Origin of the sequence: Mycobacterium gallinarum (assembly GCF_010726765.1) — a bacterium.
Lineage (GTDB): Bacteria > Actinomycetota > Actinomycetes > Mycobacteriales > Mycobacteriaceae > Mycobacterium > Mycobacterium gallinarum.
The window spans coordinates 2,151,999-2,177,496 of record NZ_AP022601.1 but is presented as its reverse complement, the minus strand read 5'-3'; the positions used below and the strand labels follow the sequence as shown (position 1 = coordinate 2,177,496).

General features: G+C 65.8%; 25 protein-coding genes and 1 pseudogene. 13 read left to right on the top strand and 13 right to left on the bottom strand.

The window, feature by feature from the left end:
* The first annotated feature begins 59 nt into the window (after window positions 1–59).
* On the top strand, window positions 60–752 hold the full coding sequence (locus G6N42_RS10795) for an HAD family hydrolase (protein ID WP_163729494.1): 693 nt from the start codon (window positions 60–62) through the stop codon (window positions 750–752).
* Here G6N42_RS10795 and G6N42_RS10790 read toward each other — a convergent pair whose 3' ends face one another.
* Entirely contained in the window at window positions 753–1,703 is a 951-nt protein-coding gene (locus G6N42_RS10790; RefSeq protein WP_163729480.1) for a lytic transglycosylase domain-containing protein, read from the bottom strand. It abuts the gene before it with no gap.
* 99 nt (window positions 1,704–1,802) lie between these two features.
* Between G6N42_RS10790 and G6N42_RS10785 the strand changes: the two genes are divergently transcribed.
* Entirely contained in the window at window positions 1,803–2,123 is a 321-nt protein-coding gene (locus G6N42_RS10785) for a carboxymuconolactone decarboxylase family protein (RefSeq protein WP_163729478.1), read from the top strand.
* Complete coding sequence (locus G6N42_RS10780) at window positions 2,120–2,695, top strand: carboxymuconolactone decarboxylase family protein (protein ID WP_163729477.1); 576 nt, start codon at window positions 2,120–2,122, stop codon at window positions 2,693–2,695. Before G6N42_RS10785 ends, G6N42_RS10780 begins: the two co-directional genes overlap by 4 nt.
* Before the next feature lie 23 nt (window positions 2,696–2,718).
* On the opposite strand, the gene G6N42_RS10775 is transcribed toward G6N42_RS10780, so the two are convergent.
* The gene (locus G6N42_RS10775) at window positions 2,719–2,880 is read right to left on the bottom strand and encodes a hypothetical protein (RefSeq protein ID WP_163724392.1); all 162 of its coding nucleotides are present in this window, start codon (window positions 2,878–2,880) and stop codon (window positions 2,719–2,721) included.
* A gap of 181 nt (window positions 2,881–3,061) precedes the next feature.
* On the opposite strand from G6N42_RS10775, the gene G6N42_RS10770 reads away from it, so the two are divergent.
* On the top strand, window positions 3,062–4,342 hold the full coding sequence (locus G6N42_RS10770; RefSeq protein ID WP_163729475.1) for an acyl-CoA dehydrogenase family protein: 1,281 nt from the start codon (window positions 3,062–3,064) through the stop codon (window positions 4,340–4,342).
* Between the two features lie 4 nt (window positions 4,343–4,346).
* Here the strand turns inward: G6N42_RS10770 and G6N42_RS10765 are convergent, their stop codons facing one another.
* Window positions 4,347–5,078 carry a hypothetical protein gene (locus G6N42_RS10765; RefSeq protein WP_163729473.1) on the bottom strand — a complete coding sequence of 244 codons (732 nt, stop codon included), beginning with the start codon at window positions 5,076–5,078 and terminating at the stop codon, window positions 4,347–4,349.
* 248 nt (window positions 5,079–5,326) lie between these two features.
* Between G6N42_RS10765 and G6N42_RS10760 the strand changes: the two genes are divergently transcribed.
* On the top strand, window positions 5,327–5,518 hold the full coding sequence (locus G6N42_RS10760; RefSeq protein WP_163729471.1) for a hypothetical protein: 192 nt from the start codon (window positions 5,327–5,329) through the stop codon (window positions 5,516–5,518).
* 187 nt (window positions 5,519–5,705) lie between these two features.
* Window positions 5,706–7,340: a hypothetical protein gene (locus tag G6N42_RS10755; protein ID WP_163729470.1), complete on the top strand. Its 1,635-nt coding sequence runs from the start codon at window positions 5,706–5,708 to the stop codon at window positions 7,338–7,340.
* A gap of 57 nt (window positions 7,341–7,397) precedes the next feature.
* On the opposite strand, the gene G6N42_RS10750 is transcribed toward G6N42_RS10755, so the two are convergent.
* Genes G6N42_RS10750 through G6N42_RS10730 form a run of 5 tightly spaced genes read right to left on the bottom strand, consistent with a single transcriptional unit; the run spans window position 7,398 to window position 13,157 of the window.
* On the bottom strand, window positions 7,398–8,138 hold the full coding sequence (locus tag G6N42_RS10750) for an SDR family NAD(P)-dependent oxidoreductase (RefSeq protein WP_163729467.1): 741 nt from the start codon (window positions 8,136–8,138) through the stop codon (window positions 7,398–7,400).
* A 24-nt stretch (window positions 8,139–8,162) separates the two neighbouring features.
* On the bottom strand, window positions 8,163–9,770 hold the full coding sequence (locus G6N42_RS10745) for an ABC transporter ATP-binding protein (RefSeq protein WP_163729465.1): 1,608 nt from the start codon (window positions 9,768–9,770) through the stop codon (window positions 8,163–8,165).
* Entirely contained in the window at window positions 9,767–10,669 is a 903-nt protein-coding gene (locus G6N42_RS10740) for an ABC transporter permease (RefSeq protein WP_163729463.1), read from the bottom strand. Before G6N42_RS10740 ends, G6N42_RS10745 begins: the two co-directional genes overlap by 4 nt.
* Window positions 10,666–11,634, bottom strand: coding sequence for an ABC transporter permease (locus G6N42_RS10735; protein ID WP_163729461.1), 969 nt, complete (start codon window positions 11,632–11,634; stop codon window positions 10,666–10,668). The genes G6N42_RS10740 and G6N42_RS10735 overlap by 4 nt, the downstream gene beginning before the upstream one ends.
* Window positions 11,631–13,157 (bottom strand): ABC transporter substrate-binding protein, encoded by a 1,527-nt coding sequence (locus G6N42_RS10730; protein WP_163729459.1) that lies wholly within the window; start codon window positions 13,155–13,157, stop codon window positions 11,631–11,633. The genes G6N42_RS10735 and G6N42_RS10730 overlap by 4 nt, the downstream gene beginning before the upstream one ends.
* Before the next feature lie 139 nt (window positions 13,158–13,296).
* Here G6N42_RS10730 and G6N42_RS10725 point away from each other — a divergent pair, with 139 nt between their 5' ends.
* Window positions 13,297–13,833: a hypothetical protein gene (locus G6N42_RS10725; protein WP_163729456.1), complete on the top strand. Its 537-nt coding sequence runs from the start codon at window positions 13,297–13,299 to the stop codon at window positions 13,831–13,833.
* Between the two features lie 80 nt (window positions 13,834–13,913).
* On the opposite strand, the gene G6N42_RS10720 is transcribed toward G6N42_RS10725, so the two are convergent.
* Window positions 13,914–14,669, bottom strand: a complete 756-nt coding sequence (locus tag G6N42_RS10720; protein WP_163729453.1) for a 3-oxoacyl-ACP reductase family protein — start codon at window positions 14,667–14,669, stop codon at window positions 13,914–13,916.
* 699 nt (window positions 14,670–15,368) lie between these two features.
* Here G6N42_RS10720 and G6N42_RS10715 point away from each other — a divergent pair.
* The 3 genes from G6N42_RS10715 to G6N42_RS10705 all read left to right on the top strand — a co-directional run bounded on the left by G6N42_RS10715 (window position 15,369) and on the right by G6N42_RS10705 (window position 20,045).
* Window positions 15,369–16,457 carry an NAD(P)H-dependent amine dehydrogenase family protein gene (locus G6N42_RS10715; RefSeq protein WP_163729450.1) on the top strand — a complete coding sequence of 363 codons (1,089 nt, stop codon included), beginning with the start codon at window positions 15,369–15,371 and terminating at the stop codon, window positions 16,455–16,457.
* 65 nt (window positions 16,458–16,522) lie between these two features.
* Window positions 16,523–18,274, top strand: coding sequence for an Hsp70 family protein (locus G6N42_RS10710; RefSeq protein WP_163729449.1), 1,752 nt, complete (start codon window positions 16,523–16,525; stop codon window positions 18,272–18,274).
* A 28-nt stretch (window positions 18,275–18,302) separates the two neighbouring features.
* Complete coding sequence (locus G6N42_RS10705) at window positions 18,303–20,045, top strand: acyl-CoA dehydrogenase family protein (protein ID WP_163729447.1); 1,743 nt, start codon at window positions 18,303–18,305, stop codon at window positions 20,043–20,045.
* On the opposite strand, the gene G6N42_RS10700 is transcribed toward G6N42_RS10705, so the two are convergent.
* A complete protein-coding gene (locus G6N42_RS10700) occupies window positions 20,042–20,341 on the bottom strand; it encodes a hypothetical protein (protein WP_163729445.1) in 300 nt (99 codons plus the stop codon). The two genes, G6N42_RS10705 and G6N42_RS10700, sit on opposite strands and share 4 nt — an antisense overlap.
* Complete coding sequence (locus G6N42_RS10695) at window positions 20,338–20,967, bottom strand: DJ-1/PfpI family protein (protein ID WP_163737297.1); 630 nt, start codon at window positions 20,965–20,967, stop codon at window positions 20,338–20,340. The genes G6N42_RS10700 and G6N42_RS10695 overlap by 4 nt, the downstream gene beginning before the upstream one ends.
* 91 nt (window positions 20,968–21,058) lie before the next feature.
* Between G6N42_RS10695 and G6N42_RS10690 the strand changes: the two genes are divergently transcribed.
* On the top strand, window positions 21,059–22,021 hold the full coding sequence (locus tag G6N42_RS10690) for a GlxA family transcriptional regulator (RefSeq protein WP_163729443.1): 963 nt from the start codon (window positions 21,059–21,061) through the stop codon (window positions 22,019–22,021).
* Window positions 22,022–22,027: 6 nt separating this feature from the next.
* Here the strand turns inward: G6N42_RS10690 and G6N42_RS10685 are convergent, their stop codons facing one another.
* Window positions 22,028–23,113 (bottom strand): class I SAM-dependent methyltransferase, encoded by a 1,086-nt coding sequence (locus G6N42_RS10685; RefSeq protein WP_163729441.1) that lies wholly within the window; start codon window positions 23,111–23,113, stop codon window positions 22,028–22,030.
* Window positions 23,114–23,173: 60 nt separating this feature from the next.
* Window positions 23,174–24,121, bottom strand: a pseudogene (locus G6N42_RS10680) (SDR family oxidoreductase).
* Window positions 24,122–24,213: 92 nt separating this feature from the next.
* Here G6N42_RS10680 and G6N42_RS10675 point away from each other — a divergent pair.
* The gene (locus G6N42_RS10675; protein WP_232076118.1) at window positions 24,214–24,885 is read left to right on the top strand and encodes a TetR/AcrR family transcriptional regulator; all 672 of its coding nucleotides are present in this window, start codon (window positions 24,214–24,216) and stop codon (window positions 24,883–24,885) included.
* Window positions 24,886–24,921: 36 nt separating this feature from the next.
* Complete coding sequence (locus G6N42_RS10670; protein WP_197905531.1) at window positions 24,922–25,488, top strand: SHOCT domain-containing protein; 567 nt, start codon at window positions 24,922–24,924, stop codon at window positions 25,486–25,488.
* The last annotated feature ends 10 nt before the right edge of the window (window positions 25,489–25,498 follow it).

Here is a 25,498-nt window from a genome sequence, read left to right as displayed (position 1 = left end):
ACATCGGTGCGCCCGCGCTCGTCTGAGCATCCATCAACTAATAGAAATTTGGTAATGACATGAGCAACTATTCCGATGTTGCCATCCTCTTCGAACTGGACGGCACTCTCGTCGACTCCCAGGACGCGGAAGCGCTTGCGATGCAATGCTTCGCCAGACAGCTGGGAGGCACAATCCTCGCGCCGGACATCAACGACCTGGTCGCCGATCGGCGCATGCAGGAAGCGATCGACATGCTGTGCGCGCACATCGGCGTCAACGTGCCTGCGGACGCACTGCCTCGTGTGCGCCAGCTCGCCGAGTATTTTTTGGAGCGACGTCTGCGATGCGTCCCCGGTGTCGGCGCCGCGCTCGGCCGGATCGATCACCCGAAATTCGTGGTGTCGAACTCGCCGGTTGACACGATCGACGACCGACTGTCACGCACAAAGCTGTTGCGCCACTTTCCTGGAGCGCATTTCTCTGCCTACGAGTACCAAACCTGGAAGCCCGCTCCCGATCTGTACCTTGCCGCGATCCAGGACCTCGGACTCGAGCCGGATGCGGCGATCGCGGTCGAAGACAGCAGGGTCGGTGTGCAAGCCGCTGTCGAAGCAGGACTGCGGGTCTACTGGTATCAGCCGAGCTTTCGCGGCTCGAACTGCTGGGTTGGGCAAGTACGACTGTTCGGCAAGATGTCCGCGCTACCAACGATGCTCGAGGGAGACCTGCCGCTCCCCGCGCATCGGCGGCGGCCGTTGATGGTCGTCTAGTTACTGCGGATGGTCGGCCAGGTAGGCCTGAACCGGGATAGGCGCCGTCGAGATGTAGCCGATCGGCAGGAGGACGTCGCCGGCGGTCGTGCGGTAGTAGACATCCCATCGGTAGTAGCCGGCGAACGCGCCGGGGTCGGCCGCCAAGACCTCGGCGTAGTCATGAACCGCTTGCACGTATCGATCCGAGTTGTTGTACCGGAAGATCGCGTTGTCGGGATTGCCGGCGAAGTTGTTAGCGGCGAGGTAGCGGCCCGCTGCCATGATGCTGTCCCGAAGTGAGTGGATGTCGCCGCCGTCGCCGTAGGCCTCGAACGTGGACGGCAGGAATTGCATAGGGCCTTGTGCGCCAGCGGTGCTGGTGCCTTCGATGCTGCCGAAGCGGGTCTCGATGAGATGTATCGAAGCCAGGTAGTTCCAGGGGACGCCCGTGGCCGCCTCGGCTTCGCGATAGTGAGCCATCAACGCGTCCGCGGGAGCGGGGGCGACGATCCGCCACGCCGGAACGGTGTCTCTCACCTCGGTCATCGGATACAGCTGACGCCGAGCGTCGACGTTGCGGTCATACGTCGCGACGAGCTCCGGCGGAATCCGAGGACGGATGATCGGATCCCAGTCGGGGTTGCGTCCGATCGCCCGATAGGCGGCCTGCTGACGGCGGGCGGCCGAGGTGAGCGCCGGCTCCGCCGTCGACGGGTTACGCAGCGAGCGCTCATCGGCCACCAGGTCGTCGGCCAGCTGCGCCGGATCGGACGAGATCTTCGGTTGTGCTCCGGAGGAAGTTGCCGGCGGACCAGGTGACGTCGGCTGGTCCATCGGCTGCACGGGGGCGGTGGTGGGTGCGGACGTCGGTGCAGGTGACGGTTCCGGTGGAGCACTCTGCGTGCAGCCGGCGAGTACGCACACCGCGGCCGCAATGCTGAGCAACGCCCGCAGCTGTTGTCGGCTCACCGCCCGAGTCTGTCAGGAATCGACTCCGGCCGTGTCGGCCCGGCGGAGTCCGGCTGCGCCTTGTTCCCCGCACCACGGAATCCTGAAAGACTGGGCTCGATGACCGATATCGACCGACTGCATCGCGAGCTGATCGCCCGCGTCCTCGGCAGCGGCGGGACGGCGCCACTCCAGATGCGCCGCGCGGCGTTCGAGGCCGCCGGCCTTGATGAGCCGTTGCAGTCCCTGGTCGACAAGGTGGCTCGTCACGCCGACCAAGTCAGTGACGACGACTTCAACGCCGCCTGCGCCCACGGTCTGAGCGAGGACCATGTTTTCGAGATCGTTGTGTGCGCCGCGGTTGGTGAGGCGGACCGCCAGTACACCGGCGCGCTCGCGGCGTTGGCAGCCGCCACCGGCGAAACCGGCGGCTCCCGATGAGGCTCGAAATCCTCGATCGCGGCCACCGCCTGCCCACGAAAGCCCTGCTCGCCATCATCCGGGTGGTCAGTGGTCATCCCGTGGTCGACGCCGTCAAGCTGGCGTTCTACCGACCCGACTTCTACGGTGCCGGGGCCCTAACCCATGAGGCGATGCGCGGGCCGTCGGACTGGTCGGTCGGCGACCGGGAGCTGATGGCGGCTGTAGTCGCCAAGGGCGTGGATAGTCCGTTCTGCGTCGCCGCGCACTCTGCTACGTCGACCCTGTGGTTCGGCGATGCCACGAAAGTCGCTGCCACCCTTGCGGATCTGGACACCGCGCCGATCGACGGACAACTTCGCGCCACGCTGCATATGCTCGCCAAGCTGAGCTGCGGGCAGGCGATCGATGTCGACGATATGCGTGGTGTGCTCGACGCCGGCGTCACCCGGGCGCAGATAGAAGACGCATTGGCCGTCGGTCTGGCTTTTGGAATCACCGCCCGACTGGCCAATGCGTTCGACTTCGATATGGCGACGCAGGCCGCGATGAATGCCGGCGCCAAACATCTCCTGCGGCGCGGATATCGATAAGCGCCGCCGCTGAGCCTCCTGCGCTAGAACCAGACTTTTCGCCCGCCGACCGGACGGCCGACTGCGCCAAGGATCCACAGCACGACACCAACCACAATGAGGATTCCGCCGATGGTGTAGAGGATCGACAGGCTGGTGAAATAGCCGATCAACAGCAGGATGATGCCGAGGATGATCATGGTCACGCTCTTCTCTTGTATGTATTGCGTTGGAACTAACGGACATGTGATTTGCCCGATCCGTCAAATTCAAACCTCCGGCCGTGCCGGCACGTGTGCGCCTTCGGTAAGCCCGAGGGGTGCGGCGTAGCGTCTGGTGGACAACTACTGATGTCGGCGGCACGGGACAGATGTCAAGGGGATCTGAATGGCCTGGGATTTCAGCACCGAACCGGAGTTTCAACGCAAACTCGACTGGGTCAAGGAATTCTGCGAGGAAAAGGTCGAGCCGCTCGACCACATCTTTCCGCACGCCGTGCGTTTGCCTGATCCCGCGATAAAGGCCTATGTGCGCGAACTGCAACAAGAGGTCAAAGATCAGGGCCTTTGGGCGATCTTCCTCGACGAGGAGCTCGGCGGTCCCGGCTTCGGTCAGCTGAAGCTCGGTTTGCTCAATGAGGTGATCGGTCGGTACGCCGGAGCCCCACACATGTTCGGTGCCTCGGCACCAGACACCGGCAACATGGAGATGCTCGCCGCCTACGGGTCCGAGGAGCAGAAGGAGCGGTGGCTCAAACCGCTGCTCAACCAGGACATCTTCTCGGCCTACTCGATGACCGAACCGCAGGGCGGCAGCGACCCCAACCTGTTCAGGACGACCGCAGTCCGTTACGGCGACGAATGGGTCATCAACGGCGAGAAGTGGTTCACCTCAGCCGGCCGGGTGGCCGACATCCTCTTCGTGATGTGCACCAACGGCATGTTCGTCGTTCCCCGTGACACGCCGGGTGTGGAGATCATGCCCGAGCCGCGCAACCACAATCACATCGTCTACCGCGATGTCCGTGTGCCGCTGGACCACCTTCTCGGTCCCGAAGATGGCGCAAAGACGTTGGCGCAGAGACGACTTGGTGGCGGCCGCATCCACCACGCGATGCGCACCATCGCGCAGTGCAACCTCGCCTTCGACATGATGTGCGAGCGGGCACTGTCGCGGGAGTCGCACGGCAAACTCATCTCCGATCACCAGATGGTGCAGGAGAAGATCGCCGAGTCCTACGCGATGATCAAGATGCTGCGCCTGTTCGTCCTCGAGACGGCTTGGAAGATCGACAACACGTCCACCCAGGAGGCCCGCACCGAGATCGCCGCCGTCAAGTTCACGATGGCCAAGACGCTGCGCGAAGTGTCGTTCAACGCGCTGCACATCCTCGGATCGCTGGGAACCACCGACCTCACCCCGATTCAGGCCATGTACGCGGCCGCGCCGACGATGGGTATCGCCGATGGCGTCGACGAGGTGCACAAGGCGACCGTCGCCCGCCGCGTGCTGGGCGGTTACACCCGCCACGAAGGCAACTTCCCGACCGAGTTCCTGCCCTACAAGCGGGAAGAGGCACGCAAGAAGATGCAGCCGCTGCTCGACGCGCGTCCTGAGTTGGCCGCGGCGGCCGAGGCATACGCGAAGTACTTGGGGCGCCGCCGCTGACGGCCTACCCGCCGGTTCTGACGTTGAACGGTAATCGCGCCGTTCCCAACTGGTTCAGCGATCCATCGGCGTTCATCGCGTACGCCGCGACGCCGCCCTCGCCGTTGGTCATCGACGGGTCGAGCGTGAGCCGGTAGCGCAGTGAGACGGTCTTGCCCTTCGGGAATTCCTGGACGTTCTCGTAACCGCCCATGAAGTCCGTACCCGTGCCCGCAGCGGGGTGCTCCAGCGGGGTCCAGCTGCCGGCAGCCGGATCGAAATAGTCGACGGTGCCCTTGGCGATAGGGAGCCCGTCGGGCACGCAGCTGCAATTCTCAAGCACCACAACAACACCCACCGACGGGTAGGAGACCGGGGAGGTGTTGCACAGCTCCACCTCGAATTCGACTGGTGCTGCGCCGGGGGTGACGGTGCCCGACGGTATGCCGCTGATCGAGACGTCGATCTGGTCGGCCTCTGACACCGCGTCATACCGTTCGACGACGGGCACGGGCCTGTTCGCCGGGTTGATGGCGCAGTCACCTGCCGCCACGGTCGGCGTGCTCGTCGTGGTCGGCGACGGCTCGGGCGCGACCGTCGTCGGCGCGGTCACCGTCGTTGTCACCGTGGTTGTCGCGGCCGGCGCGGTCGTGCCGGCACCGGTATCGGTCGTACTTGTCGAACACGCGGCAACCCAGGTGGCCGTGGCCATCGCGGCCGCCGCGAACAAGACGCGTGTGGCGGGGTTCGCTGTCATCGAATGTCCTCTGCGTGCTGGGCCGCGGGCAGGATGCACCGTGGTCGGTGCTGTCAGCCAATACCGGCGGAGTCCCTACCGATCCCAATTCGGCCGACTGCGGCTGCGCAGACCGGGCAGAGTCACCTGGCCAGGGCGGCGACGACCAGTCGCGAACCCGGCTGAATGGTCTCCTCCGCTGCCGGCCGGTCTGCGCCGCCTTGCGTACGAGCCACCGATAGATCGTTGGGAAACCGTAGGGTGAAGTCATGCGGATCGCCATCATCGTGCTGGGTTTGCTCGTCGCGTTCTTCGGCATCGTGTTCACCTTGCAGGGCTTCGGCGTCATCGTCAGCGACAGCCCGATGACCAACACCACCACCTGGTCGGTGCTCGGGCCGATCATCGCGGTCATCGGCATCGCCCTGGCCGTCTTCGCCGCGCGCCGCCGCCGTCCCTAACCGCAGGCCACGAGGGTCTGCGCGGCATCCAAAGCCCGACTCGTTCCGATGCTCGGGGTCCTCATCGTCCGCCGTCTCGGTCTGTGTGTAACACCTGAGTCTGACTAGCGATGAACCTTCTGAGATCAGCGCAGCGACCGCTCCTGGTCCAGGCAACTCGTCGGGGGAATTGAAGGAGTCGATAAACGTGGGTGCACCCCTCGAATTTTGCTCGAAGCGAGGCGTCGTCGCAGTTCTGGCGACCGGCGTCGTTATTTCACTGACCGCACTGACTGGGGGAATGGCCCCGGCGATCGCCGCTCCCGGCGACGACAGCGGGGTGACCACCACCGTGGTCGCCCCAGCGCCGGAGGTCTCGGCTCCCGAGCCCGTCGAGGAGGCCCCGCAGGCCCCCGCCGAGGCGCCGGCGCCCGTGGTGCCGCAAGCACCGCAGACCCAGGCTCCCGCTGAGGTCGAGCAAGCGCCCCAGACGCAGGCACCGGTGGAAGCCCCGTCAACCGCAGAGGCTCCTCCGGTGACGACCGTCGCGCCGGCCGAGCCCAGCGAGGCGGACGTGACGACGGCCTCGCAGGCTCCCATCACGCCTGCGCCGGGCACCGCGACGCCCGAGACATCGGCCGAGGCCACCACCGCGGCCGAGTCGCCCGAGTCCTCGACCGCGGCTACCACCGCCACCAGCCCGAGCGAGGCGGCGGAGTCGTCGGCGTCGACCTCCACTCCGTCGTCGGAGGCAGCGGAGTCGAGCACAGAGACCAGCGGAACGACCTCGCCCAGCGAGACCTCGACGAGCGAGTCGGCCGAGACGTCTGCGTCCGAGACGAGCAGCAACGAGTCCGAGACGCCGACGGTGTCCATCGAGCAGACCGCCAAGGAGATAGAGACCATCGAGCCGCAGACGCTCGAGGCCCCCGAGGAGGACGTCCAGCTCGCCAGCAAGGCAGCGCCCGTCGACGAGAAAATCCCCGCCCCGGCGCAGGAGCAGGAGCTCGCATCGTTCTCGAGCGAGATCTCGACGAGCCTGAAGCTCCCCGGCCTCGAGGTGAACACCAGCGCGACGACGAACTTCGCCGTCGATCCGCCGGTCGAGCTGATCAGCCCGGTGCGGCAATGGCGGCCGGACTGGGTGCAGTACGACGAGTACTACCGGCCGATCATCCTGAACCCGTATCGGAACCCGGTGCGCATCGTCTACATGTACGAGATGACGCCGCGGATCATGATCGTCCCGCCGCTGGGCAGGATGGTCTTCGAGGCTGCCCAGTACGCGGCTTACAGCTTCACCGCCGCCCTGCTGGCCCCGGTCATCGCGGCCGCCAACGTCGCACAAGCCGTGTCCAATATCGCGGTCGGTAGCTTCTTCGGCGGTGGCTATTACCCCGGTGTCGGAATGCCTCCGCCACCGCCCCCGCCGCCGGTGATGCGCTACGACAACGTGCCGGTGTTCGTGAACTACTCGAACGCACGGTATGAGCCGTTCCGGGTCAACCGCATCGTCGATGTGGGCGACGACCCGCAGTTCGGTGAGCGCAAGGTGCTGCTCGACGGCGTCACTCCCGCGTGGGGTGTCTGGAACCAGTCACCCACCGGTGAACGGCAATTCGAGGTGCACCGTACCCAACAGTTCCCCGGTCTCGAGGCGCCCGCCGAGGGTCCGCTGCCGGGTGACTACCGCCTGCGACTGGCGTCCGACGACACGTCGACGGGAGGCCTGTCCGGCCGCGACATCTTCCTCATGGTGTCGGCCGGCGTCATCGGGACACTGGGCTTCGGCGCCATCGGGTTGGCGTTCTTCCTGGGCCGCCGACGCAACCAAGGGATCTAACGTCCGCTCGCTGACCCGGTGCCCCCGCACCGGGTCAGCTTGCGTCAAGGCGCCGGCTCAGCCGGCGCCTTTTCCGTTGTCGATCCGATACACCGCACCGTGGATGGCGGCGGCGTCGTCGCTGGCGAGGAACGCGATCGCCTTCGCGACGTCGGAGGGTTCCATGAACCCGCGCGGGGAGGCGATCCGCATGATCAGATCCCAGTCGGCGTTCTCGGGAGCGGTGAACTCCGTCGCCTGCGGGGTCGGCATGCCGCCCGGGCAGAGCGCATTGACCCGGATGTTCGATTTGGTGTACTCGACGGCCAGCGCACGGGTCAGCCCGACCAGTCCGTGCTTGGCCGCGCAGTAGCCGGCGGAGTAGACCTCGCCCTCCACGCCGGCGATGGACGTGACGTTGACGATGTTGCCGCCGGTCTCCAACAGGTGGGGAAGCGCGGCGCGGCAGAGGTAGAACGGCCCGTTCAGATTCACCGCGAGATCGAGGTTCCACTCCTCGTCGGTCATCGTCGTCGTGTGCCGCATCTGGTGGAAGCCCGCGACATTCACCAGCACGTCGAGCCGGCCGAACTCCTCGACGGTCTGCGCCACAGCCCCCCGGCAGGCTTCCGGCGACGAGATGTCGACCGACGCATACTTCCCGCCGGGCACCGTTTCGAACACCGTCGCCATCTCGTCGGCCCGGCGCGCAATGCCGAAGACTTTCGCTCCCCGCTCCGCGAAAACCTGCGCCACGACGGCGCCCAATCCTGACGAGACGCCGGTGATCAATGCGACCTTGTCGCTGAGCTGAGTCATGGCGACACCTTAGGCATAGACGGGTCAGGTCCAGGCCCGGGGTCGCTCCGGAGGCACCGCGGCAAGTAGCTTTCGGGTGTAGTCGTGTTCGGGCGCGCTGAACAGCTCGGCGGCGGAACGGTACTCGACGGCCTCGCCGCCTCGCATCACCAGGACGTCGTGGCTGACCTGCTGTACGACGGCGAGGTCGTGGGCGATGAACAGGTAGGTCAATCCCAAGTCGCGTTGCAGCCGCGCCAGCAGATCCAGTACCCGCGCCTGCACCGAAACATCCAGCGACGCAGTCGCTTCGTCGAGGACGAGCAGTTCGGGTTCGCCGGCCAAAGCCCGCGCGATGCTGACCCGCTGGCGTTCACCACCGGACAGCTCGTGCGGATACCGGGACGCGAACGACGTTGGCAGACCGACGAGTTCGAGTAGCTCGTCGACACGTGCCCGGCGCGCCTTCTTGCCGTTCACCACCCGGTGCACCCACAGTGGCTCCTCGATCGCCGTGCCGACCCGGGTGCGGGGATTCAAGGTCGAGAACGGATCCTGGAACACCAGACTGATCCGCCTGCGCAGTGCCTTCTCAGCGGAGCCACGCACACCGAAAACATCGGCGTCGCCCAGTTTCGCCGCGCCCGCATCGGGTTTGACGAGGCCGGTGAGCGTGGCGGCCACCGTCGATTTACCCGAACCCGATTCGCCGACGAGCCCGAGGGTGGTGCCGCGGCGGATCGTAAACGACAGGTCCTTCACCGCATGGACGACCGACGAACCGAGCGGCGTGCGCACGTCGAAACGCACATCGAGGCCCTCGACGTCGAGCAACGTGTCGGCGTCATCGGCAGGCGGTGGGGGACCGTCGGCGCCGACGACGGGGCGGGCGTGCAACAGTTCGCGCGTATAGGGATGCTGGGGGCGATCGAATACATCGAGGACGGGCGCCTGCTCCACGGCGTGGCCGCCCTGCAGCACGGTGACCTCGTCGGCAATCTGGCCGATCACGCCGAGGTCGTGGCTGATCCACACCACAGCGGTGCCGAAGTCGCGCTGCAGATCCCGCACCAGGTCGACGATCTGCGCCTGCGTCGTCACGTCCAGCGCGGTGGTCGGTTCGTCGGCGACCAACAGTTCTGGGTCGCACGCCATGGCGATGGCGACCATCACGCGCTGCTTCTGTCCGCCGGACAGCTGATGCGGATAGGCGTGCAGACGCGTCTCGGGGTCCGGCAGTCCGACCGCCTCCAGCAGTTCGAGGGCCCGGTCGCGGGCCTGCCTGCGCGTCATCCGACGATGTGTCTCAAGTGATTCGGTGATTTGGCGTTCGAGCGTGAGCAGGGGATTGAGCGACGTGCCCGGATCCTGGAAGACGAAGCCGATGCGGCCGCCGTGCACGCTGCGCAACAGCCGATCAGATGCGCCGACGAGTTGGACGTCGCCGGCCAGCGTGCTCGTACCGGACACCGATGCGCCCGGTGCGTCCAGCAGTCCGGTCGCCGCGAGCACCGACATCGTCTTGCCCGATCCGGACTCGCCGACGATGCCCAGCGTCTGCTCGGGCGCCACGTCAAATGAGATGCCGTGCACGATCTCGCGTTGGCCGATGCGCACCCGTAGGTCGCGCACGCTCAGGGTCGGGTCACTCACCGCTGTCGCTCCTGCGCATTTCGCTCCTTGCGTGCGCGGGCCTCGATCATGGTGCGCTGCTTGGGATCGAGGACGTCACGCAGACCATCGCCCAGCAGGTTGAACGCGAGCACCGTCATGAAGATCGCGGCGCCTGGAAACACCGCCATCCACCACGCCATGGTGACGAACCCCTGCGAGTCGAAGATCATCCGACCCAGCGACGGCTGCGGCGGCTGAATGCCGAGACCCAAGAACGAGAGGGCCGCCTCCGACAGGATCGCGAACGCCAGCGACAGTGACGTCTGCACCACCAGCGGTCCGGCGATGTTCGGCACGATGTGCCTGCCGAGAATGTAGAGGTGGCCGGTGCCCATGCTGCGGGACACCGAAACATACGGTTCGACCCGAACACTCAGCGTGCTGGCGCGCGAGACGCGGGCGAAGATCGGTGTGTAGACGATGCCGATCGCGAGGATAGTGGTCGTCATGCCGGGGCCGAGAATCGCGACCACCGCGAGCGCCAGCAGCAGGACGGGGAACGCGAACATGACGTCAACGACGCGCATGAAGATCGTGTCCAGCCAGCCGCCGCGGTAACCGGAGACGACGCCGATCGTCACGCCGACGACGACAGCGAACGCCACGCTGATCACCGCAACACGTAGCGATGCCTGCGTCGCGACGAGCACGCGGGAGAACACATCGCGACCCAGTTCGTCGGTGCCGAACCAGTGCGCGCCGCTGGGACCCTGTAACGCGTCGGGCACGTTGACGTCGTTGACGCCAAAGGGCGCAATCCAATTCGCGGTGAGCGCCACGACGGCGATGACGATGAGGATCGCCCCGCTGACGACGGTGACGGGGTTGCCCAGCAACAGGCGCCACGAGGACACCCGCGTATCGGTGTCGGCGGTCATGACAGCCGGATCCTCGGGTCGACTACCGCGTACAGTGCGTCCACGATCAGGTTGATGAGCAGGAACAGCGCGGCGATGAGCAGCACCGCGCCTTGAATCACGGGATAGTCGCGAGTCGCCACCGAGTTGTACACGAGGCGGCCAAGGCCGGGCCACGCGAACACCACTTCGACGACGATGACGCCGCCGAGGATCGTCGCGAGCTGGATGCCGGTGATCGTCAGCACCGGGATGAGCGCGTTGCGCACGGTGTGCCGAAATGTCACGACCCGCGGCGACAGACCCTTCGACCGCGCGGTGCGGACGTATCCCATCGACGCGACCTCCAGCACCGCCGAGCGCACATACCGGGTCATGATCGCTCCGGCGACGAGCCCCACTGTCAGCGCGGGCAGCACGATGTGGCGCAGCCAGCCACCCGGATTGTCCAGCAGCGGTTGATATCCCGACGTCGGAAGCCAGCCGAGCGTCGTCGCGAACAGCGCGATCAGCAGGATGCCCATCCAGAAGTCCGGCACCGACACGCCGAACTGGCTGGCGACCCGGATGATCGCGTCGCTGACGCGACCCTCATGCAGCGCCGACCAGATGCCCGCCGGCACTGCGATCAGTAGCGCGACGACGATGCCGACCACGGCCAGCGATACCGTCGCGGGCAGTCGCTCCAACAGGATCACCGTCACCGGATCACCGTTGCGGAAGCTCACGCCGAGGTCTCCCGTCAGCGCCGAACCGACGTAGCTGAAGAATTGTTCGACGATGGGTTTGTCGAGACCGCTCGCCGACCTCAAGGCTTCGTACGCCTGCGGGCTGTAGCGCGTGCCCAATGCGATGCGCACCGGGTCTCCCGGTACGAGGTGCACCAACGCGAAGACGACGATCAGCACGCCGAGCAAGACGACCGCCGAATAGGCGAGCCGGCGCGCCAGGAAGCGCGCGATCGGATGAGTCACGAAGCGGGTCACTGTGACTGGCCTTGATCGAGTTGGACGTGGCGGAACCGGACTGCGCCGTCGCGCCGAGACTCGAAGCCGGAGACGTTGGTGCTCCACGCCTGAATCACGGACGGGTTGTAGAGGTAGATGTAGCTGACCTCGTCGGCGATCTTTGTCGCCGCGCGGGCGTAAACATCGCCGCGCGCTTTGCGATTCGTCTCGACCCGTCCGGCATCGAGCAGTCGGTCGACCTCCGGATCGGAGAACTTCTGCGCATTGCTGGTGCCGCCGGTGTGGTGCTGTGCGTAGTAGAAGTCGTCGGGATCGATATTGCCGAGCCAGCCCATCATGAGCATGTCGAAGTTGCCGTTATTCTGCTCGTCCAGCCAGGTGGCGAAGTCGACGGTGCGGATGTTCACCGTGATGCCAAGTGGTGCAAGGTTATCCGCGATGACCTGCGCGGCCGTCACCGTCTCCGGGTATTCGCTGGTGACCAGCATGTCGAGGTCGGCGTTGGTCACCCCGGCTTCCTGCAACAGACCCTTGGCCTTCTCGATGTCGTAGCCGTATCGGTGGTAGTCGGTGTACCAGGGATTGCCCTCGGGGATCGCGAGCTGGTTGGCCGCAGCAGTGCCGTAGCTGGTGGCGGTCACGATCGCGTCCCGGTCGATGCCATAGGCGACGGCCTGACGGACCCGCACGTCGTTCCAGGGTTTACGCGCCTCGTTGAGTGCGAGATACCAGTAGTCGTTGCTAGGGGTGACTGCCAGGTTCACCGAGTCGTCGTCGCGTAGCTGTGTCACTCGTTGGGGCGGGATCGAGTCGGTCCAGTCGACCTCGCCGGCCTGCAGCGCCGACAATGCCGTCGTCGGCTCGGAGATGAAGCGGTATGTCACCCCCGAAACGCTCGGCGGGCCATCCCAGAACGACGGGTTCGCTTTGAGGGTGATGGAATCGCCGCTCTTCTGACCGCTGAACGAGAACGGGCCGGTGCCGATCGGATGCGTGGCGATCTGGCCACTCTCGACATTGGCACGTTGCACGATCGCCATGCCCTTGAAGCCGCCGATGTTCGTCAACAGGTTCGGTGTCGGCTGCTCGAGACGGATCACCACGGTCTCGGCGTCAGGGGCGCTGACATCGGTGACGGCGCTGAACTTGTCGACGTTGGTCAGCTGCTCGTCAATGATGCGGCGATACGAGTACACGACGTCGTCCGCGGTGAACGGGCTCCCGTCGTGAAACGTGACACCCGGCCGCAGGCGGAACGTCCAGGCGAGCTGGTCCGGGCTGACGGTCCACGACTCGGCCAGTGCCGATCGCATCTCGAGGTTGGCATCCGGTTCGACCAGCGTGTCGAAGACGTTTTCGAGCACCTCGAACGAGAAGTATGCGCTGGTCTTGTGGGGGTCGAGCTGATCGGGTTCGCCTGCGATCGCGGCGATGAGATTGCCTGACGACTCGCCGCCGAGGTCCACCCGCTGGCCGGTCGAGCACGCAGTGAGGCCGGAAAAAAGGGTGACGACAGCGACCAACACCGCCAGTCGTCTCATTGCCATCACCCCGAACGCATCTACCCGCTCGGTCAGGGGCTTGAAACGCCGGGCGCGGTCAAAGGGGTGACGGACCAGGCTGTGCACTGGAATACTGCACGGGATTCAAGGTCTTCTGCCGGGTGAATGGGGTGCCATCGTGAGGTTCGTCAAGGGGTTTGTCGTGGCCCTCCTCGGGATTGCCACCGCTCTTGGGGTCGTTGCATCGGCTCAGGCGCAGGGCCCGGCCGCCAGGGCGCCGGGTACTCCGGAAGGCGTCTACGACGTCAACATCGACGGTCAGGCGCAAAGCACTTGGGAGATCTGGCCGATCTGCGTGCCGACGGTGGGTGACCTGCGTGATCCGCTGCTGTTGCCGGTCGCGTGCTCGTTGAAGGTGGGGCCGTCCAATCTGGCCGGCCGTGATGCGCGCATGGTCGACGGAATGTGGCAATTCGTCTACAACGACGCCAAGCGCACATGTCCCGACGGCACCACAGCCCCGCAACAGGTGATCTTCCGATTCGACGGGTATTCATTGACCGGCCAGATGAAGGTGCTGCACGGCGATGAGTGCGGCGATGCGCCCGCAATGGTCGTTGCGCCGCTGACTCTGAAGTTCAACCGGCCGCTGTCGATCCCCGTCACCCAGTACCCGCTGCAGTGTGAGCCGGGCGGGTTGCGCCGCTGTTTCTGAGTTGTCTGGCGACTCCTCGATCGGGAAGGTCGACGGGTGGCCGTACCGCCGCGATGCAGTTCAAGGTAGGACTGCGGGCCCTAGACGGTGAATCCGCCGTCGACGTTCCAGTGCGCGCCGGTGATGTATCCGGTGTCGGGGCCCGCCAGATAGCTGACCACGCCAGCGACGTCACTGGGCTGACCATAGCGACCGCCGGCCATGACTTTCTTTGCCATTTCGGCGAATTCGCCTTCGTCGGGGTTCATGTCGGTGTTGATTGGGCCCGGCTGGACGTTGTTGACGGTGATGCCGCTGGGCCCGAGGTCGCGAGCCAGGCCGCGCGTCAATCCCGCGACGGCGGCCTTCGTCATCGCGTACACCGCCAGGCCGGGACCCGGGACCTGGTCGGCGTTGATGCTGCCGATGTTGATGATGCGTCCACCCTCGCCGAGGTGGGCGAGTGCTGCCTGGATCGCGACGAACACGCCGCGGATGTTGATCGCCACGATCTTCTCGAACTGGTCGGCCGGGAAGGATGCGACGTCGCCCAGGATCGCGATGCCTGCGTTGTTGACGAGGATGTCGAGGCCGCCGAGCTTGGCGACGGTTTCCTCGACGGAGTGGGTCACCTGTTCGGGGTCGGCGGCGTCGGCCTGGATCGCCACGACCGTCGCACCGTCGGCGGCGACTTCGGCGACCAGCTTCTCGGCCTCGGCCGTCGACGCGCCGTAGGTGAATGCGACAGCGGCTCCGTCGGCGGCCAGCCGTCGCACGATCTCGGCCCCGATTCCCCGTGACGCCCCGGTGACCAGTGCCCGTCGTCCCGCGAGTGGCTTTCCGCTTGCTGTTGTCATGGCGTGGATAATGCCGCAGAAGCGGTAAACATTCCCGGGCTTGCCGACCGTGCTTGTCAGACGTGGCAGGCACGCTCTCCGGAATGGATAGTGATGAGACGTCGCTGTCATCAATTGATGACGCGGCTGGGTCGGGTAGTGCCTGGGGTGGGGTCGGTCCGAAGCCGTGGTGGTTTGGCCATCCGGAGTTGCAGGCCGCCCGTCAAAGGGTGCTCGATGAGTTGGGCTGGGCGCCGGGCGAATGCGACGAGCCCGAGCCAGCGCCCTGCGACGAGTTGGCGGGGGATAGTGCCGACGCAACGGCGTCATCAATTGATGACGCGGCTGGGTCGGATGGTGCCTGGGGTGGGGTCGGTCCGAAGCCGTGGTGGTTAGACCATCCGGAGTTGAAGGCCGCTCGTCAAAGGGTGATGGACGAGATAGAGCGTGCGCCTGACAGGCCGGGCGACGACGCCGGGCCCGACCGAGTGCTGAACGACATGCTCTCCGGCGCGAGCGTGCGCGAGCTTCGTGAGGCTCGCGATGATCTCGCTCGCGCGCAGGCTCGCTACGCCGAAGCCGTCCGGTCCGGCCGTGATTGTGGACTCTCATGGGGCGAAATCGGATCCGTACTCGGCGTTCCCAGGCAGCTCTTACACCGTCGGTTCGCGCGGCGGCTAGGGTCACGACGGGGGCCGAGCGAAAGGTAACGGATACCGCGTGACTGTTGACTCTCAGAAGAAGCGGATCGTCGTCTTCGGCACTGGCTTCGTCGGCCAGATGGTGATCCCCGAGATCGTCAAACATCCGCTGTTCGAACTGGTCGGCGTCGGAGTCAGCAACCCCGACAAGGTCGGCCGCGACGTCGGAGAGGTCTGCGGTCTCGACACGACGCTGGGAATCACCGCCACCGACGACATCGACGCGCTGATCGCGCTCAAACCCGACGCCCTGGTGCACTACGGACCCACCGCCGCGCACGCCGAGGAGAACATCAACCTCATCACCCGGTTCCTACGGGCGGGGATCGACGTCTGCTCGACGGCGATGACCCCTTGGGTGTGGCCGACCATGCACCTCAACCCGCCCAACTGGATCGAACCCATCACCGCGGCCTGTGAGCTCGGCGAGGCGTCCTGTTTCACCACCGGCATCGATCCCGGCTTCGCCAACGACCTGTTCCCCATGACGCTGATGGGGCTGTGCTCCGAGGTGCGTACGGTACGTGCTTCCGAACTGCTCGACTACACGAACTACACCGGCGACTACGAGCGTGAGATGGGAATCGGCAGGCCCCCCGAGAAGAAGGCCATGCTCGAAACCCCCGACATCCTAGTCTTCGCCTGGGGCGGAACCGTTCCCATGATCGCGCACGCGGCGGGCATCATGCTCGACGAGATCACCACGACCTACGACAAGTGGGTGACCCCCAACGAACGCAAGTCCGCCAAGGGCGTCATCCCCGCGGGGAACGTCGCGGCCGTGCGGTTCACGATCAACGGCCTCTACCAGGGCAAGACCCGCATCCAGCTCGAACACGTCAACCGGATCGGCGACGACGCCGCACCCGACTGGCCGACCGGCAACCAGAACGACGTCTACCGCGTCGACATCGAGGGGACGCCGAGCATCTTCCAGGAGACCGCATTCAGGTTCACCGACGGCTCGGGGCGCGATGCCGCGGCCGCCGGGTGCCTCGCGACCGGCCTGCGCGCGCTGAACGCGGTGCCTGCCGTCAACGACCTGTCCCCGGGCTGGGTCACCGCGCTCGATCTACCACTGATTCCCGGGTTCGGGACCATCCGCTGAGTAACGTTTTCGCCGTCTGATCAGATGGACATCTCCGGACAACAATCTGATCGAGACGGGAAGACATGTCAGAGGGGCTAGGGCTCTCGATAGGTGCCACACGCCTGACCGCGGTGGTCGTGGGCCGAGCGGCGCTGTCGCGTACCGCGGTGCTGACGCGCTTTGGGCACCGGCCGCCCGAGGTGGGGGTGCCCAGCGAGAATCCCAACCTCAACGAGCGTGGACTGATCCTCACCGACTTCGTCGACCGAGTCGGTGACCCGGTCGGCATCGTCGCGGCCGACGGTTCCACCCACCTCGCCGACGGTGTGCTCGCCGATGCGCTGCGCGCCCTGTTGCTCACCTTGACGGGCGGCCGGCCACCGGTCGACCCGGTCGCGGTCACCTATCCCGCACACTGGCGTCCGGCGGCCGTCGAAAGCCTGCGCAATGCGCTGGCCGCGTTGCCGGAGTTCGGCACCGCGCCGCTGGTGTCCGACGCCACCGCCGCCGTACGGGCGCTGCAGGACGACCCGGGTGTGCCGACGCGCGGCGTCATCGCGCTGTGCGACTTCGGCGGCACCGGGACGAGCGTCACGCTGCTCGACGCCGACGCGGGCTACGCGCCGCTTGCTCCCACCGTTCGCCACACCGATCTCTCCGGTGATCTCGTCGACCAGGCCTTGCTCACCCACGTGATCAACGATCTGTCGGCGGCGGGAAACATCGACCTGTCGGGTACGTCGGCGATCGGCTCGCTGACGCGTCTGCGGGCCGAGTGCCGCAACGCCAAGGAGCGGCTGTCCACCGCCAGCGTCACCTCGTTGATGGCCGACGTGCCCGGACACCGTGGCGAGGTGAGGCTGACGCGCAACGAACTCGACGACGCGATCCGTCATCCGGTCACCGACTTCGCTGGCGTGCTGCAGGAAACGTTGGAGCGCAACGGCGTTCGCGAACTTGCTGCGATTGCCACCGTCGGCGGAGGAGCGCGAATCCCGATCATCACAACAACGTTGTCCGACCGCTTCCGGGTACCGATAATCACCAACGGTCAACCCGAGCTGACCGCGGCCATCGGCTCCGGCCTGACGGCCGTGCGCGGAACCGTCGACGACGACCAGACAGCCATGGCCGCTGCCGCCGCTGCGGCGGCGCCCGCCACGCAGATGGCACCCGAGGTGGTTCCGGCGGCCGACGAGATGGCTCCGTCGGGCCAGTTCGGGGCACTGGCATGGTCGGACGCCAACGACGTTCCCGACGTGGCGCCGACCGGTCACTACGAGTACGACTCGCCTGCCGACCCCGACGACGTCCGGCCGCAGATCCAGTTCCAGCCCGACCCGCATGACGACGAGCGCTCGGCGAAGGCGCTGCCCTGGTACCGCCGGCCCGAGGTGGCGCTGGGGGCAGGCGTGTTGGTGGTGCTGGTCGCACTGGCGGCGGCCCTCATCTTCGTGATGCGCGACGGCGATACCCCGCCGGAGACGGCGTCGACCACGGCCCCCTCACAGCCTCCGGCCACGAGCGCGGAGGCGCCTTTGCCGCCGGAGACGCAGGCCCCGCCACCCGAGACCGCCACGCAGGAGGCGCCACCGCCGCCGGTGACCGAGACGGTGACCGCATCCCCGACCGAACCACCCCCGACCACTCCGCCGCCCCCGGAGACGACGACCGCGCCTCCTCCGCCGACCAGCGAAGCGCCGCCACCCACGACCACTCAGCCGCCGGCAAGCACGCCACCGCCGCCGCCGACCGTCCCGACGCTGCCCTACGAGACGATTCCCGGTCTGCCCTTCGTCCCGAACCCGATCCAACCGCCGCAACCGGCGCCTTAGCGTCGGCGGCGGTTCTAGGCTGGCGGCCATGACGACCGATGGCTTGCTTTTCGACCCCAACACCTACGACCCGCCGCAGTTCGATGCCGAAACGCGCAGGTTGTTGCGTGCGACCATCGACTGGTTCGAAAGTCAGGGCAAGAAGCGCCTACTGGATGACGATCTGGCCGCGCAATGGCCGGCCGACTTCGTCGACTTCGTCAAGCGCGAGAAACTGTTCGCGACGTTCCTCACCCCGTCGGAATTCGCCGCGGGCGACCCGGACAAGCGCTGGGATGCCGCGCGCAACGCCGCCCTCTCGGAGATCCTCGGGTTCTACGGGCTGACGTACTGGTACACCGAACAGGTCACCATTCTCGGCCTGGGACCCATTTGGCAGAGCGAGAACAAGGACGCCAAGCTGAGGGCAGCCGACGACCTCGACGCCGGCGAGGTGATGGCCTTCGGGTTGTCCGAACGCTCCCGCGGCGCCGACGTCTACAACACCGACATGGTGCTGACGCCGGCGAGCGAGGAGGACCGCGCGAACGGCATCCTGTACCGGGCGACGGGGGAGAAGTACTACATCGGCAACGGCAACGTCGCCAGCATGGTGTCGGTATTCGGACGGCGCGGCGACGTCGAGGGCCAAGACGCGTACATGTGGTTCGTCGCCGACAGTCAGCACGACGACTACCACCTGATCGACAACGTCGTGCACATGCAGATCTACGTCAGCACCTTCCGGTTGGACAACTATCCGGTGCGAGAGGAGGACATTCTGCACACCGGCGTGGAAGCCTTTGCCGCGGCGCTGAATACGGTCAACGTCGGCAAGTTCAACCTGTGCTCGTGCTCCATCGGCATGTCAGAGCACGCCTTCTACGAGGCGATCACCCACGCTCAGAACCGCATCCTGTACGGCAACCCGGTCACCGAATTCACCCACGTACGAACCAACTTCGTCGACGCGTACTCGCGGCTGATCGCGATGAAGCTGTTCAGCCAGCGCTCCGTCGACTACTTCCGTGCCGCGAGCCTCGATGACCGCCGATATCTGCTGTTCAACCCCATGACCAAAGCCAAGGTCACCATGGAGGGCGAAACCGTGCTGCGGGCGTTGCACGACGTGATCGCCGCCAAGGGATACGAGAAGGACACGATGTTCCGCGAGGTTGCACAGTTCATCGGCACCCTGCCGCGACTGGAGGGCACCGTGCACGTGAACGTCGGCCTGGTGCTCAAGTTCATGCCGAACTACATGCTGAATCCCAAGGAATATCCGCCGATCCCGATGCGCAACGACGCTGCGGACGACACATTCTTCTGGAACCAGGGGCCGACGCGGGGTGCTGGAAAGGTGCAGTTCGCCGATTGGACTCCGGTGTACGAGGCACATGCTGGCATTGCGAATGTCGCGGTGTTCTACGACCAGGCCAAGGCATTCCGTGAGTTTCTCCTGACCGCCGCGCCCGACGCCGACCAGCAGAAGGATCTCGACTTCCTGCTCAACGTGGGACATCTGTTTTCGTTGATCGTGTACGGACAGCTGATCCTGGAGCAGGCCGCGCTGACGGGCCTGGACGCCGACATGCTCGACCAGATCTTCGATTTCCAGATCCGCGACTTCAATATGTATGCCGTTGCGCTGCATGGTAAGCCGACCGCGACGACGGCCCAGCAGGACTGGGCGCTGAGCGCGATCCGCAAGCCCGTTCCCGACGCGGAACGGTTCCATCGGGTCTGGGAACGGGTCAAGGCCTACGACGGCGCCTACGAGATGGCGCCCTAGCGGCGGCGCACACCCGTCACCGCCGACCGCGGTAGGCGGCCCGCGCGAGAATGGCCGACGAGTCGGTCGCCGTCGACGATGACGTCGAAGTCGAGGTTCAGCCGCATCGGCTTACGCACCGACTGGCTCCACGTAATCCGTTGTCCATCAACCACGATGCCCTGTAGCGCAACCGTCTCGTCCTTGCCGGTCGCGGAACCGGTGAGGGCGCCGTCCTGTTCGGTGAAGGTGTAACGCACGGCGAGCGAGCCGATCGGTGTCTTGATCGTGACGTCCCAGTCTCCGGCAATGCTCATGCTGTCCACACCGTCCCTCGTCGTTCGTAGGCGAACAACTCCTCGACCGCGAGGGCGACCGTCGCTCCGTAGAAGCGGTCGAGCAGATGGAGTGCGAGGTCCAAACCGGAGGTGACGGCTCCGGACGTCACCAGGTCGCCGTCGTCGACGACCCGGGCGTGCACTGTGGTCACGCCCGTAGCCTCGAGCAGGTCCATGCCGAGGTGGTGGGTGACCGCGTTACGGCCCTCCAGCAGCCCACCCATCGCCAGCGCGAGCGAGCCTCCGCACACCGTGGCCACGGTGACATCTGGATTCTCCATCGCCTTGCGCAGCAGCGGAATAACTGCGGATTCCGCGAACCGTGCGAGCAGGACGGGGATGGTGTCGACCTCGTCGGGATCGCCGTCGATCGGCCCGGACGCGCCGGGCACGACGATGAAGCCGGGCTTCGACGGGTCGAGCTGCGCGGTGGCATGCAAGACCATTCCCAGGGTCCCACCGAGCACCTCCCTAGGCCCCTCGGCAGACACCAGTTCAACCTGGAGTTCGCCTCCGGCGAAGTCACTGCCGGCGGCAAGCACTTCGAACGGTGCGGTGGCGTCGAGCGGATCGAACCCGTCGAACAACACGATCTGTGCGTACACACGGTGATCGTCGACCCGTTTCGGCCGGGTTGCCAGTGGCCAGATCGCCACATATCGCCAAGATATTGCCAAGTCCTGTTATGGTGCCGGTATGCATGTCGTCGCTGTGCTGGCGCTGCCAGACACCATTGCTTTTGATCTGGCAACCGCGGTCGAAGCCTTCGGTCGGGTCCAGTTGCCCTCTGGCGCACCGGGATACCGCATCGTGGTGTGCGGGTCACAACCGGAGGTCACCGCCGGGCCGCTCCGCATCGCCACCGACCACGGCCTCGAAGCGCTGGCCGATGCCGACACCATCGTCGTCCCCGGACGTAACGACCCCACGGTCGATACCTCCCAGGAGGTGCTGTCGGCCCTGACCGCCGCCCATGCTCGCGGCGCGCGGATCGCATCGATCTGCTCAGGTGCCATCACCCTGGCCGCCACCGGATTGCTGGACGGTAAGCGCGCGACGACCCATTGGATCGCCACCGAGTACTTTCGCGCGCGCTTTCCCGCCGTCGACCTCGATCCCGATGTCCTCTACGTCGACGACGGCCAGGTGCTGACATCGGCGGGCGCATCGGCCGGTTTGGACCTGTGCCTGCACATGATCGCTCGCGACTACGGAGCCGCGGTGGCGGCCGACGCGGCCCGACTCGCCGTGGCACCCCTGCATCGCAGCGGGGGACAGGCGCAGTTCATTCTCCGAAATCAGGCGGCTGTCAAACACATTGCCGAGCGCACCGAGCTCGACGATGTACTCGCGTGGATCGAACAGGAAGCACACCGCGACGTGACGTTGCACGACATCGCGGCCCGCGCCGCGGTGAGCGTGCGAACCCTGAACCGGCGATTCCAGTCTGAGACGGGTCAGACGCCGATGCAATGGCTGACCGGAGTGCGGGTCCGCCATGCTCAGCAGCTGCTCGAGAGCACCGCATACGGTGTCGAAAGGATCGGCCGTGAGGTCGGCTTCACCTCCCCGGCCAATTTTCGCGAGCAGTTCCGGCGGCTGACCGGAGTAGCACCCTTGAACTACCGCAACACCTTTCGTGAGCGGATGGCAAGCTGATGGCTACTACTTCGATTGTCGCTTCACCAGCACCACATGCGCCATCGGAATCTGCGTCTGCTCCGGCGATGCCGCCAGCCGACTGACCACTCCGGCCTCGAGCCGATCGAAGAGCTCCGTCTTGCGTGGGTCGGCGTGGCCTCCTTCGAGCGCGCTTGCGAACGTGGGGAACGCCGCGGCTCGGCAGAAAGCCCCCCACTGAGCACCGAAAGCCTTGGCGTCCTTGTCAATTTGGTACTGCTTGAAGAAACGGTCTTCGGCGTCGAAAAGGTCGAGTTGCTCGATCTCGAGATTCTCGAACCGCCCGGAGGGCGCAAAGCACGCGCGGAAGTCGGCAGCGTTGCGTCCGGCGATCGGCAGTACCATCCGGTGTTTCTCGTCCTCGGTGATCAGTCCGGCCGCGGTGAGTTCGGCCACCGCGTCGTACATGCTGTTGAGGAGCGGGTGGTACCCGAAGTCGCCGGACTCATCGATACCCGGCGTCATCACCACTATCCGTCCGCCGGGCGCCAACTCTCTGCCACGGAATGCGACGAACTCGTGCCAGTCGTGCGCGGCCTGACGCGCATACTCGGCTTTGACACGCTCGTCGCTGCTGTAGGCGACGTGGATGTGGTCGGGGACCGGCGCGGGCACGCGGCTGAGCCATTGGATCGCCCACGAACTCCAACCCAGGTTGACGCTGTTGGACGGGAGGATCTGCGCGTAAAAGGAGCGACCCACGGCCGAGGCGAATGTCGCCGCATCTTTTCGCAGGTAACTGTCCGGGTCGTCACTGAGTGTCTTGAACAATGCCGTGAAGTCGTTGTCCGGCAGGTCGGTGTGGACGACCAGGATCGAATGGTCGTGTCGGGTTCGCTTGCGCAGCACAGCGATAGCCGCGCACATGGGCAGAAGAGAGTTGTGGCCGTTGGCTGCGCCGTAGTCGGCGACGACGATCGGCCCTGGTTGCTTGGGCAGCGGTACCGCGTCGGCCGCCTTCTCGAATATCGCCATGGCCGCAGGCAGTCCTGCGGCCTGAAGCCGGGAACTGGCCGTGTAGGAACCGCTCTCCATCGGTTCAGGCCGCACGACGATGCTTGACTCAGGCATCGCGACCTCCGGGACGTGTGGGCAACGGGCAGCTGGGGCGTACCCACGACCGTAGTCCCCTTACGCGGGATAGGTCACCGAAGTCAGTCGCTCCGAGATCGCCCACAACCTGCGTCCGTCGGCCTCGTCACTGGCGCGGGGGAGGATCTTGGCGTCGGTGACGCCGCCGCCGGCCAGTTCGAGGATGCCCCGTGGTCCGTAGAACGCGCCGCCCTGCGCCTCGGGGGCGGTCGCGCCGTACAGGCTGGGCAGAATTCCCTCGTCGATCTCCTGCCACATGAACGGCATCGCGGTCCGGCTGACGCGGTAGAAGCGTTCCAGCAGCGTCGGGTTGGCCTGACCGTGGGAGGGGCCGCTCAGCTGGAGGTTGGTCTTGCACAAGCCGGGATGCGACGCGTTGGACATGATGTTCCACCCGCCGTGGCGACTCCTGCGGTCCAACTCGATCGCGAACATCAGGTTCGCGGACTTGGACTGCGCCTACGCCTGGGTGGCGTTGTATCGCTTCTCCCACTGCAGATCGTCGAACCGGATGCCGCCGAAGCGCGCTGCAGAACTGCTCAACGAGTGCACCCGCGGCTGGTCGGCGGCACGCAGCAGCGGCAGCAGATGACCGGTGAGCGCGAAGTGGCCCAAATGGTTACAGCCGAACTGTAATTCGAATCCGTCGGCGGTGGTTTCCCGCTGCGGTGGCTGCATGATGCCTGCGTTGTTGATCAGGAGGTCGATCGGTCGTCCCTCGGCGTTCAGTTCGTCGCCGAGCGCCTTGACGCTGGCCAGCGAGGACAGGTCGAGCGCCTTGATGGACAGCTTGGCGTCGGGGACCGTCGCGCGGATCTGCTCGATCGCGGCCTCGCCCTTCGCGCGGTTGCGGATCGCCATGACGACGTCGGCGCCCGCGGCGGCCAGCCGGGTCGCGATGCCAAGCCCCAGCCCGGAGTTGGCGCCGGTGACGACCGCGAGCTTTCCGGACTGATCGGGGACCGTCACTGTGCGCACACGGACCATGAGTTTCTCCTCTACGTCGGATGGATAACCGAACAGTAACGGACCATTGGTCTGATAACAAGAGCCCGATGGTCTGATAATGTTGCTGTCTTGTGACGTCCTTCCAGCGTGCTCGCCGGCCGGAGCAGATGGCGGCCCGCCGGATGGCGATCATGAAGGTCGCGCGCGACATGCTTGCCGAGAAGACCGTCGGTGACATCAGCTTGCGGGAACTCTCGGACCGGGTCGGACTGGCCAAGTCGAACGTACTGAGATATTTCGACAGCCGCGAGGCGATCTTCCTCGAGGTGCTCGACGAGGAATTCACGATGTGGCTCGCTGACGTCGAGAGTCGGCTGGGGCGGCCACGTGCCAGAAAATCGGGCTACGCCAACGAGATCCGGGTTGCGACCGTCGTCGCGGATTCGGTGATGGCGCGCCCGCTGCTCGGCGAGCTTCTCGGGTCGATGGCCTCGGTGCTGGAACGCAACATCTCGCATCGGTTCGCCCGCGACTTCAAGGCGCGCGCGATGGGGCGGATCGCGGCATTGGCGGCCCTCGTGCACCGCCATCTGCCCTGGCTGCCTGAAGAGTTCACCGCGTTCTTCGCCGAGGGGTCGCTGATGTTGACAGCGGGCGCGTATCCGTTCTCGGTGCCCACCGAACCAGTGCGCGCCGCCATCGCAGAGATCGGGCTTCCCGATCCAGGTCAGCGATTCAGCGACGGCCTGCGATTGGGTCTGCAGACATGGCTGATCGGCGCGGCGGCACAGACCGAGGCGTGACAGACATACGGCCGAAGTCGTGACACACTTTCGGCCATGAAGCGCGCGCCGCGGATCGCGATCGTGGTTTCTGTTCTCACGTTGGTCGTGTCTTTCGTCGGTTTCATGGCATCGCTTGTCCTGAACGTCTTCGTGCTCGACGAGTACGACGCGTACGGCGAGATGACAATTCCGGGCTCCATGAGCCTGCAACTTCCTGCTGGCGAGATGACCGTGAGCTTCCATACCGTGGTGGCCGACAATCCGAGGAGCGGTTTCGCGATTCCCGATCTGAGTTTCGGGATCACCCCGACCGCCGGTCTGCCGGAGCCCACGGTCATCGAAGACATCGGCGGCACAACGACACACAACAACGATGTGCGCGTGCGGGTCTGGAAGGTTCAGGTTCGGGAGGCGGGCACCTACCAGGTCGAGGCCAAGGGGTCTGTCGACGGGTTCATCACGCCCAGAATGGCATTCGGACATGACGGCTCCCGCGGATGGCTGCCGTTCGTGTTCGGCGGTCTCTTCGGACTCGGCTTACTGCAGCTCGCCGTCTCGTTGATGTGGTCCGCGCGTGCGGCCAAGAAGCGTCGCATTCTCGACGAGGGCCGAGGAACCTAATCGCCGCGAG